This is a genomic window from Kitasatospora sp. NPDC093558 (assembly GCF_040683475.1).
GTDB lineage: Bacteria > Actinomycetota > Actinomycetes > Streptomycetales > Streptomycetaceae > Kitasatospora.
Map to the genome: position 1 here is coordinate 20,878 of NZ_JBFBDY010000027.1, position 9,905 is coordinate 30,782.

Consider the following 9,905-nt stretch of genomic DNA (forward strand, 5'->3'; position numbering starts at 1 on the left):
CCGCGCTGCGAACAAGACAGATCGTAGCCCATGGTGGGCCCCCAGGTCGAACTGGCTCCTGAGGGCCCACACCCCCGGCCACCGGCCGGAACTCAGAGCGCGGCCCGCGCCGCCTCCATCGCCTTCATGATCCGCTTCTCCGACACCGGGGTCGGGGTGCCCAGCGACTGGGCGAAGAAGCTGACCCGCAGCTCCTCGATCATCCAGCGGATCGCCAGCACCTCCGCGGAGGGCCGGCGCCCGGCCGGGACGGCCGCCAGCAGCTCGCCGTACGCCTGCTGCACCTGCTGGACCTTCAGCAATTGCTGGGCGTCGCGCTGCGGGTGGTTGGGCAGCGCCTCCAGCCGGCGGTCCACCGCCAGCAGGTAGCGCTTGAGGTCGGGAAGGCGCTGCCAGCCGGTGTCCGTCACGAAGCCCGGGTGCACCAGCGAGGCCAGGTGCAGCCGGATGTCGTTCACCGCGTTCAGCAGCACCGGGCTGCTGACCGACCGCAGCCGGGTCGAGGCCTTGTGGAAGGCGATCAGCGCGGTGGCCGTCTTCAGCGTGGTGTCCGCGGACAGGTCGTACAGGTCCGCGCGCACCTTGTCGTGCAGAGTGCCGAAGGCCGCCTCGTCCCAGGCCGGGCCGCCGCCCAGGGTCATCAGGCGGTCCGTCGCGCAGGCCACCACGTCCTCGAACAGGGCGGTGATCGAGCCGTGCGGGCTGTGCGAGAGCGCCAGCTTGGCCTGGTTGCCCAGGCGGCCCTGGATCGACTTGGCGGGGGAGGTGGTGGTCAGCATCAGCAGCCGCCTGGTGCCCTCCCACATCGCCCGCTCCTGGGCCTCCGCGGTGTCGAACAGCTTCACGCCGACCGACGGGCCCTCGTCCACCAGCGCCGGGTAGGCGCGCAGGGAGTGGCCGCGCGAGCGCTGCTCGAACGTGCGCTGGAGCACCGGCAGCCCGGCCGGCCAGGCGGTGAGCCCGCCCTGCTCGATGCCCTGGCCGGAGGCCGCCGAGGACAGCGTCTCCTTGAGCTTCGGCTTGAGCCGCAGCCGCAGCTCCTCCAGGTCCTTGGACTCGGCGAGCTTGCGGCGGCCGTCCACGACCCGGAACGTGACCTTGAGGTGCTCGGGCACCCGGTCGTCGTCCCAGGCCTCCGGGGGCACGGTGACGGCCGTCAGGCGCTTGAGCACGTGCTCAAGCGCCGGGAGCAGCGGCTCCTGCCGGTCCTTCACCTCGCGCAGCGCGGCCTTGGCGAAGTCCGGCGCGGGCACGAAGTTGCGCCGCACGGCCTTCGGCAGCGACTTGATCCACGCGGTGACGAGCTCCTCGCGCAGGCCGGGGATCTGCCAGTCGAAGCCCTCCGCGGTGACCTGGTTGAGCACCGGCAGCGGGATGTGGACGGTCACGCCGTCCGCGTCGCTGCCCGGCTCGAACTGGTAGGTCAGCTTGAAGCGGAGCTTGCCCTGCTGCCAGTGGTCCGGGTAGTCGGCCTCGGTGACGCCGTCCGCGGCGTCGTTGATCAGCATCGACTTCTCGAAGTTGAGCAGGTCCGGCTGCTCGTGCCGGGCCTTCTTCCACCAGGAGTCGAAGTGCCGGGTGGAGACGACGTCCTCGGGCAGCCGGGCGTCGTAGAAGTCGAACAGGGTCTGGTCGTCGACCAGGATGTCGCGCCGGCGGGCCCGGTTCTCCAGCTCCTCGACCTCGCCGAGCAGCCTGCGGTTCTCCGCGAAGAACCTGTGGTGCGTCTCCCAGTCGCCCTCCACCAGCGCGTTGCGGATGAACAGCTCGCGGCACAGCTCCGGGTCGATCTTCCCGTAGTTGACCTTGCGCTGGGCGACGATCGGCATCCCGTAGAGCGTCACCCGCTCGTAGCCGAGGACGGCGCCGGCCTTCTTCTCCCAGTGCGGCTCGCTGTAGCTGCGCTTGAGCAGGTGGCCGGCCAGCGGCTCGACCCACTCCGGCTCGATCTTCGCGTTGATCCTGGCCCACAGCCGGGACGTCTCGACCAGCTCGGCCGACATCACCCAGCGCGGCGGCTTCTTGAACAGGCCGGAGCCGGGGAAGACCGCGAACCGGGCGCCGCGGGCGCCGCCGTACTCGCGCTTCTCCACGTCGAACAGGCCGATGTGGGAGAGCAGCCCGGCCAGCAGCGACTGGTGGATCCGGTCGGAGTCCGGCTCGGCGTCGGGGTGCGGCTCCTCGATCGTCACGCCCAACTGCTTCGCCACCGTGCGCAGCTGGGTGTAGATGTCCTGCCACTCCCGTATGCGCAGGTAGTTGAGGAACTCCGCCTTGCACATCCGGCGGAAGGCCGAGGAGGAGAGCTCCTTCTGCTGCTCCCGGACGTAGCGCCACATCGCCAGGTAGGAGAGGAAGTCGGAGGTCTCCGAGGTGAACCGGCGGTGCCGGTCGTCGGCGGCCTGGCGCCTCTCGGTGGGGCGCTCGCGCGGGTCCTGGATGGACAGCGCGGCGGCGATCACCATGACGTCGCGCACGCAGCCGTTCTTGTCCGCCTCCAGCACCATGCGGGCCATCCGCGGGTCCACCGGGAGCTGGGCCAGCTTGCGGCCGAGCGCGGTCAGGCGCTTGCGCGGGTCCTTCTCGTCCGGGTCCAGGGCGCCGAGCTCGTGCAGCAGGTGCACGCCGTCCTTGATGTTGCGCGAGTCCGGCGGGTCGAGGAACGGGAACGCGGCGATGTCGCCGAGGCCGGCGGCGGTCATCTGCAGGATGACCGAGGCCAGGTTGGTGCGCAGGATCTCGGCGTCGGTGAACTCGGGGCGGGAGAGGAAGTCCTCCTCCGAGTACAGCCGGATGCAGATGCCGTCCGAGGTGCGCCCGCAGCGGCCCTTGCGCTGGTTGGCGCTGGCCTGGCTGACCGCCTCGATCGGCAGCCGCTGCACCTTGGTGCGGTGGCTGTAGCGGGAGATGCGGGCGGTGCCCGGGTCGATCACGTACTTGATGCCGGGGACGGTCAGCGAGGTCTCGGCGACGTTGGTCGCGAGCACGATCCGGCGGCTGCCGGAGCGCTGGAACACCCGGTGCTGCTCGGCCGAGCTCAGCCGGGCGTAGAGCGGCAGGATCTCGGTGGACTTCAGCTTCAGGCGGGTGAGCGCGTCGGCGGTGTCGCGGATCTCGCGCTCGCCGGAGAGGAAGACCAGGATGTCGCCCGGGCCCTCGGCCTGGAGCTCCTGGGCGGCCTCGCAGATCGCCTGGATCTGGTCCCGGTCGCGGTCGGCGTCGGTGGAGTCGTCGTCCGCTTCCTCATCGAGGATCGGGCGGTACCTGACCTCCACCGGGTACGTCCGGCCAGAGACCTCGATGATCGGCGCGTCGTTGAAGTGCTGGGCAAAGCGCTCGGGGTCGATGGTCGCGGAGGTGATCACGACCTTGAGGTCCGGGCGGCGCGGGAGCAGCTGCTTGACGTAGCCGAGGATGAAGTCGATGTTGAGGCTGCGTTCGTGCGCCTCGTCGATGATCAGGGTGTCGTACTGGCGCAGGTCGCGGTCGGTCTGGATCTCCGCCAGCAGGATGCCGTCGGTCATCAGCTTGACCAGGGTGTCCTGGCCGACCTGGTCGGTGAAGCGGACCTTCCAGCCGACGGCCTCGCCGAGCGGGGTGCGCAGCTCCTCCGCGACGCGCTCGGCCACCGTGCGGGCCGCGATCCGGCGGGGCTGGGTGTGGCCCACCAGGCCGCGCACGCCCCGGCCGAGCTCCAGGCAGATCTTCGGGATCTGGGTGGTCTTGCCGGAGCCGGTCTCGCCCGCGACGATCACCACCTGGTGGTCCCGGATCGCGGCCAGGATCTCGTCCTTCTTCTGGCTGACCGGCAGCTCGGCGGGATAGGTGATCGGCGGGACGGCGCCCCGGCGCTGCTCGACCAGCAGCTCGGCGCGCTCGATGTCGGCGGCGATGTCGGCGGCGACCTTCTGCCGGGCCTCGGGTTTGCGGACCCGGCGGGCCCCCTCCAGCCGGCGTCCGATCCGCACCTCGTCGCGCAGGGTCAGCTCGGGCAGGCGGGCGGCCAGCTCGCCGATACCGGGGCCCTCCGCGGGAGCGGCGGCGGACTGGACTGCGGGAGAACTCACTGCGGGCATCCCTCTAGGTTCGCAAGGAGGCACGGCGGCGCGCACCTCGGTTTTCGAGCCCCTCCAGTGTCACAGTCGCCGGTGGCGATCCGCGAACGGCGGGTGGCCGGGTCGGTGCGGAAACGCTACGGCGGGCCGGGAGGATTCCGGGCGGGGTGCTCCGGCGGGCTCCCGGCGGACGCGGCGAGGATTCCGGCCGGGGTGCGGCAACGGTTTGCGGGCGCCCCGGGCTCTGGTGGGGTGAGGAGGTGCTCATGGGAGCCCAGAAGGCCGCGCGGGACGACGAGTTCCGCGCGTTCACCGGCGGCGCGTGGACGCGGCTGCTGCGCACGGCCTACCTGCTTGCGGGGGACCGGCACGGCGCGGAGGACCTGGTCCAGCAGGCGCTGGAGCGGGCGTACGTCCACTGGAACAAGGTCCGCGCGGCCGACGACCCGTACGCCTACGTGCGGCGGATCCTGGTCAACGAACACGCCCGGCGGTGGCGCCGGCGGCCGTCCGAACACCTGGTCACCGCCGTCCCCGAGCGGGCCGCCCCGGCGGGCACCGACCCGGACGACCGGGCCGTGCTGCTCGCCGCCCTCGGCGACCTGCCCGCCCGGCAGCGCCAGGCGGTCGTGCTGCGGTACTGGGAGGACCTCACCGAGACCCAGACGGCGGCCACGATGGGCTGCTCCGTCGGCACCGTGAAGAGCCAGGCGTCGAAGGGCCTGGCCAAGCTGCGGGCGGCCTCCTCACTCAGCGGACTGGCATCGATCGGAGGCAGGGCATGAGCACCGGGGAACCGACCGTGGACGAGACCGCGGCGGCGCGCCGCCTGGGCGAGCTGGCCGGGAGCGTGGAGATCGGGCCGGCGCCGTACGACCGGCTGGTCGCCGGGGGGCGGCGCAGGCTGCGGCGGCGCCGGTTGCTGGGCACCGGGGCGGCGGCCGTGGTGGTCGCGGTGGCGGTGGGCGGGGTGACGGCGCTCGGCGGGTTCGGCGCGTCCGGCCGGGGGGCGGGGGACCCGGCGTTCACCGTGGCCGCTCCGCCGTCCGCCACGGCGTCGGCGACCGCCCCGGCCACGCCGACCGCGACCACCCCGGCGACGCCGACCGCGCCCGCCCGGGACCCGTTCACGCCGATCCGGACGATGGTCGGCCACGGCACCGTCGGGGGCAAGGAGTGGCAGGCGTGGGCGGCGCTCTGGCCCGCGACCGCCACCAAGCAGGACGCCCGCCGCCAGGCCGAGCTCATGTACGAGGACCGGCACGCCGCCATCCCGCAGCTGCCGAAGCCCGTCGACGCCGACACCGACCGCAGCTGGCAGACGGGCCTGGACCTCGTGAACCTCTACCTCACGGTGGACGGGAAGCGGCAGGTCGACGACTCGGTGCACGACGCCCCCGCGCCCGGGATCCTCGGGGCGACGGCGCCGGCGGTCGATCACCATCCCGTCTCGGCGTCCGGGACGATGCTCGGGTTCAAGGGCGGCGAGATGGGGGCCGCCCCGGTCGTGATCGCCGAGGTGCGCCGCGACGTCGCCAAGGTCGTGATCACCTGGGACGACGGCAGCACCAGCGAGGCCGTGCCGACCGTCGTCGGCGACTCGCCGACGCACTGGTACGCCATCGCCAAGAAGCCCGGCGCCGAGGTCGACACGTACAAGTACCTCGGGGCGGACGGGAGCGTGCTGGGCAGCGACGCCCAGTGGTTCCGCCACTCCTGAACCGCTGCGCTCCTTCGGCTCGTCCCGGCCGGATTGTCGGTGCCATGCGCCACAGTGGTGCGGGACAAGTCGGTTGACGGGCCGTCAGTGGCCCGGAGGGCGGTGGACGATGAGCGGGTTGTCGAAGGACGGGTCGTCGAGGGGCGGGCTGCCGAAGGGCGGGCTGTCGAAGGAGCGGCTGGAGCGCCTGCACCGGGTGCTGGCAGGGCACGTCGAACGGGGCGGCGTGCCCGGCCTGGTGGCGGTCGTCGCCCGGGACGGCGACGAGCACGTCGAGGTCCTGGGCGGCCATACGACCGCGGGCGGTCCGCCGATGCGGCGGGACACGATCTTCCGCATCGCGTCCATGACCAAGCCCGTCACCGCCGTGTCCGCGCTCACCCTGGTCGAGGAGTGCGTCCTGCGCCTCGACGACCCGCTCGACGACCTGCTGCCCGAACTCGCCGGCCGGCGCGTGCTGCGCCGGCCGGACGCCACCCTCGACGACACCGTGCCCGCCGTCCGCCCGATCAGCCTGCGCGACCTGCTCACCTTCCGGCTCGGCTACGGCCTCACCATGATCCCGCCGACCGCCCCGATCGCCGCCGCCATGGCCGAGCGCGGCGTCAACGTCCTGCCGCCCCGCGCCGACTACCCCGACCCGGACGAATTCCTGCGCCGGCTCGGCGAGTTGCCCCTGCTGCACCAGCCCGGGGCCGGCTGGCACTACCACACCGGCTCGGTCGTCCTCGGCATCCTGCTCGCCCGCGCCTGCGGCAAGCCCCTCGGCGACGTGCTGCGCGAGCGCGTCCTCGGCCCCCTCGGCATGCGGGACACCGGCTTCACCGTCCCGGCCGGCCAACTGCACCGGCTCCCCGTCGAGTACTGGAACGACCCCGCCCGCGGCATCCTCGTCTACGACGACCCCGCAGACAGCGCCTGGGCCCGGCCCGCGGCCCTCGACGACGGCGGCGCCGACCTCGTCTCGACCGTCGACGACTACCTCGCCTTCGCCCGGATGCTGCTCGACGGCGGCAGCCACGACGGCGTCCGGATCCTCTCCCGCCCCACCGTCGAGCTGATGACCACCAACCAGCTCACCCCCGCCCAACTCGCCGCCTCCGCCCCGCTGCTGGGGCGTGACGCGCTCACCGGCTGGGGCTTCGGCCTCTCCGTCACCACCACCCGCGACGGCCTCCCCGCACCCGGCCGCTACGGCTGGGACGGCGGCCTCGGCACCACCTGGTTCAACGACCCGGTGGAACGGCTGACGGGCATCCTGCTCACCCAGCGCATGTTCGACAGCGCCACCCCGCCAGCGGTCGTGCGGGACTTCGAGGTGCTCGCGTACCAGGCGGTGGCGTGACGGGCCCCGGTCTCACGGGGTGAGCGCGGCCTCGTCCGGGCCCGGCAGCCAGTCGCGCGCCGGGTCGTACTCCAGCCACCTGCTGCGCCGCGCCTCCTCGGCGAACGCGCGCAGCAGCGGCTGGAGCCGGGGGTGCTGATCGGCCGCCGTGCCGGTGCCCGAGCCGTCCTCGGCGCGCCACAGCAGCGACCACGCGTACAGCGGCGTCGGCTCGACCAGCGGGACGGTCCGCACGCCCGGGCGGTCCGGGAGCGGGACGTCGGCCGGGACGAGCGAGAAGCAGTCCGGGGCGGCGCGGACCTGCTCGACGAAGTGCTCGAGCCCCAGGTTGGTCGAGCCGGCCCGCTCCTCGATGCCGAACCGGTCCGCGAACCGGGTCAGGAAGTCCAGCCGGTCCACCGCCGCCGGGTAGCGCAGCACGCTGCCGCGCAGGTCGGCCGGGCGCAGCACGTCCCGGCCGGCCAGCGGGTGGCCCGCCGACAGCAGCACGTCCACCGGCTCCAGCCGCACCAGCCGGTGCGTCAGCCCCGCGTCCCGGCCGTCCGGCAGCGGGTGCACCCGGCCGAAGCCCGCGTCCGACTCCCCGCGCAGCAGCGCCGCCGCGACCGACGGCAGGTCCCGGGCGGGCACCGGCTCCACGTCGAGACCGGGCGCGCCGTCCAGCGCCTGCGCGACCGTCCGCATCGGCGCGAACAGGTGCCCCCAGACGTCGATCCGCAGCGGCCGGGCGGCGCACGTCACCGCCGCCACCGCCCGGTCCCCCTGGTCCAGCACCCGCCGGGCCGGCTCCAGGAACCGCCGGCCCTCCTCGGTGAGGCCCACGCCCCGGGCGTCCCGGTCCAGCAGCCGCACCCCGAGGGCGCCCTCCAGCCGGGCCACCCGCTTCGACAACGCCTGCTGACTGACCCCCAGCCGCCCCGCCGCCCGCCCGAAGTGCGCCTCCTCGGCGGCGGCCACGAACGCCCGCACCTGCGCGAGATCAAGATCCATGGGGCGTCAGCCTAGGCGGCCGTCGCGGTCGTGCGACAGCCGATCCTCGGACGACAACCGCCCGTTGTCGCGGGCGCCCGGCGGTTGTTGGACCGGCTCCGGCCCGGCGCGGTGTGCTGACCCGGTCAACGGGACGCACGCCGAGAGGGGCGAACGGAATGAAGGCGCTGGTACCGACGGGACGGGCGGACGCACCGGTCCGGTTCGCGGAGGTCGCACAGCCCGAGCCGGGGCCGGGGGAGGCCCTGGTCAAGGTCGAGGCGTTCTCGGTCAACCGGGGCGAGACCTTCAAGCTGGAGGCCCCCGAGCCCGGCTGGCGTCCGGGCAAGGACGTCGCGGGCCTGGTCGTGCAGGCCGCCGCCGACGGCTCCGGGCCGGGCGTCTGCCGCCGGGTGGTCGGCCACCCGCCGGCCGGCGGCTGGGCCGAGTACGTGAGCGTCCCCACCGGCTCCCTCGCCGAGCTCCCCGACTCGATCGACGCCGTCCGGGCCGCCGCCCTCCCGCTGGCCGGCCTCACCGCGCTGCGCCTGCTCCGCACGGCGGGCGCGCTGGCCGGCCGCCGGGTGCTGCTGACCGGCGCCTCCGGCGGGGTCGGGCACTACGTGACCGAGCTGGCCTCCGCCGCCGGGGCCGAACTGACCGTCGTCGCCGCCTCGCCCGAGCGCGGCCGGCGGCTCGCCGAGCTCGGCGCGGCCGAGGTCGTCCACGAGGTCGGCGCGGCGCGCGGGCCGTACGACCTGGTACTGGAGTCCACCGGCGGCGACGCCCTGCCGCTCGCCCTCGCCCGGCTGGCCCGGCGCGGCACCCTGATCTGGTTCGGCCAGGCCTCCCGGCGGCCCGCCACCCTCGACTTCTTCGACTTCTTCACCGGCCCGGAGTCCGCGACCCTGCGGCACTTCCACTACGCCGACTCCGACGTGCCCGACGGCCGCGACCTCGCCACGCTGGTCCGCCTGGTCGAGGAGGGCCGCCTGACCCCCGAGCTCGGCCGGGTCGCGCCCTGGAGCGAGACCGCCACCACCCTCACCGACCTGCGCGACCGCCGCATCCGCGGCAAGGCCGTCCTGACCCTCAACTGATCTGCTGATCTGCGCCGAAAGGGAAACCGACGATGTCCTCCGTCACCGATGCCTCCTTCTTTTCCTTCCTCGACGACCTCGGCTTCCTCGCCGGCTTCGTCGAGATCAGCCGCCCCCGCGCCCACGGCGCCGGCCTCGACCTGTACGACTACGACCGGGTCACCGCTTCCCTCGCGTCCGCGCGCGACTGGCCCGCCGCGTGCGCCGCCGCCGGGCAGCGGTACGCGGGCCTGGCCGGGCGCGCCGCCGCCGAGGGCCGGAGCGTCACCGCCGGCGAGGCGTACCGGACGGCCGCCCGCTGGCACCACCTCGCCGGGTGGCTCCCGCACCCCGACCGCGCGGCCGCCGCCCGCGCCGCCGCCGACGCGGATGAGGCCATGCGGCGGGCGCTGGCCCACCTCGACCCGGCGGCGGAGCGCGTCGAGGGCGACGGCTTCGCGGGCTGGCTGCGGCGCCCGTCGGGCGGCCCGGCGGAGTCCCGGCCGGTCGTGCTGGTCGTACCGGGGATGGACTCCGGCAAGGAGGAGTTCCACGCGGTCGTCGAGGCCCTGCTGGCCCGCGGCGCGGCCGTCCTCGCGATCGACGGCCCCGGCCAGGGCGTCCTCACCGCCGGCAGCGCCCCCGAGCCCGACTACCACCGCGTCGTCGGCCGCGCGATCGACGCCCTCGCGGGCCGCGACGGCCTGGACCTCGACCGGATCGCCGTCATCGGCCTG

The 9,905-nt window shown here is 74.2% G+C and carries 6 protein-coding genes and 1 pseudogene; 5 read left to right on the top strand and 2 right to left on the bottom strand.

What is annotated here, in order from left to right; translation table 11 throughout:
• Window positions 1-92: 92 nt before the first annotated feature.
• Entirely contained in the window at window positions 93-4,076 is a 3,984-nt protein-coding gene (hrpA, locus tag AB0O00_RS05510; protein ID WP_363648789.1) for an ATP-dependent RNA helicase HrpA, read from the bottom strand.
• A gap of 245 nt (window positions 4,077-4,321) precedes the next feature.
• Between hrpA and AB0O00_RS05515 the strand changes: the two genes are divergently transcribed.
• From AB0O00_RS05515 to AB0O00_RS05525, 3 genes are all read left to right on the top strand, one after another.
• Window positions 4,322-4,840, top strand: a complete 519-nt coding sequence (locus tag AB0O00_RS05515) for a SigE family RNA polymerase sigma factor (RefSeq protein WP_363648790.1) — start codon at window positions 4,322-4,324, stop codon at window positions 4,838-4,840.
• A complete protein-coding gene (locus AB0O00_RS05520) occupies window positions 4,837-5,775 on the top strand; it encodes a hypothetical protein (protein ID WP_363648791.1) in 939 nt (312 codons plus the stop codon). The genes AB0O00_RS05515 and AB0O00_RS05520 overlap by 4 nt, the downstream gene beginning before the upstream one ends.
• Window positions 5,776-5,884: 109 nt before the next feature.
• Window positions 5,885-7,120, top strand: coding sequence for a serine hydrolase domain-containing protein (locus AB0O00_RS05525; protein WP_363648792.1), 1,236 nt, complete (start codon window positions 5,885-5,887; stop codon window positions 7,118-7,120).
• A 12-nt stretch (window positions 7,121-7,132) separates the two neighbouring features.
• Here the strand turns inward: AB0O00_RS05525 and AB0O00_RS05530 are convergent, their stop codons facing one another.
• The gene (locus AB0O00_RS05530; protein ID WP_363648793.1) at window positions 7,133-8,110 is read right to left on the bottom strand and encodes a LysR family transcriptional regulator; all 978 of its coding nucleotides are present in this window, start codon (window positions 8,108-8,110) and stop codon (window positions 7,133-7,135) included.
• A gap of 158 nt (window positions 8,111-8,268) precedes the next feature.
• Here AB0O00_RS05530 and AB0O00_RS05535 point away from each other — a divergent pair, with 158 nt between their 5' ends.
• Both AB0O00_RS05535 and AB0O00_RS05540 read left to right on the top strand, forming a co-directional pair.
• Entirely contained in the window at window positions 8,269-9,189 is a 921-nt protein-coding gene (locus AB0O00_RS05535) for a zinc-binding dehydrogenase (RefSeq protein ID WP_363648794.1), read from the top strand.
• A gap of 32 nt (window positions 9,190-9,221) precedes the next feature.
• Window positions 9,222-9,905: pseudogene (locus tag AB0O00_RS05540) on the top strand (hypothetical protein); the annotation flags it as partial.

Excerpts from the sequence above, each read along its gene's own strand:
- hrpA (WP_363648789.1), bottom strand. The coding sequence starts at position 4,076 with ATGCCCGCAGTGAGTTCTCCCGCAGTCCAGTCCGCCGCCGCTCCCGCG.
- AB0O00_RS05515 (WP_363648790.1), top strand. The coding sequence starts at position 4,322 with ATGGGAGCCCAGAAGGCCGCGCGGGACGACGAGTTCCGCGCGTTCACC.
- AB0O00_RS05520 (WP_363648791.1), top strand. The coding sequence starts at position 4,837 with ATGAGCACCGGGGAACCGACCGTGGACGAGACCGCGGCGGCGCGCCGC.
- AB0O00_RS05525 (WP_363648792.1), top strand. The coding sequence starts at position 5,885 with ATGAGCGGGTTGTCGAAGGACGGGTCGTCGAGGGGCGGGCTGCCGAAG.
- AB0O00_RS05530 (WP_363648793.1), bottom strand. The coding sequence starts at position 8,110 with ATGGATCTTGATCTCGCGCAGGTGCGGGCGTTCGTGGCCGCCGCCGAG.
- AB0O00_RS05535 (WP_363648794.1), top strand. The coding sequence starts at position 8,269 with ATGAAGGCGCTGGTACCGACGGGACGGGCGGACGCACCGGTCCGGTTC.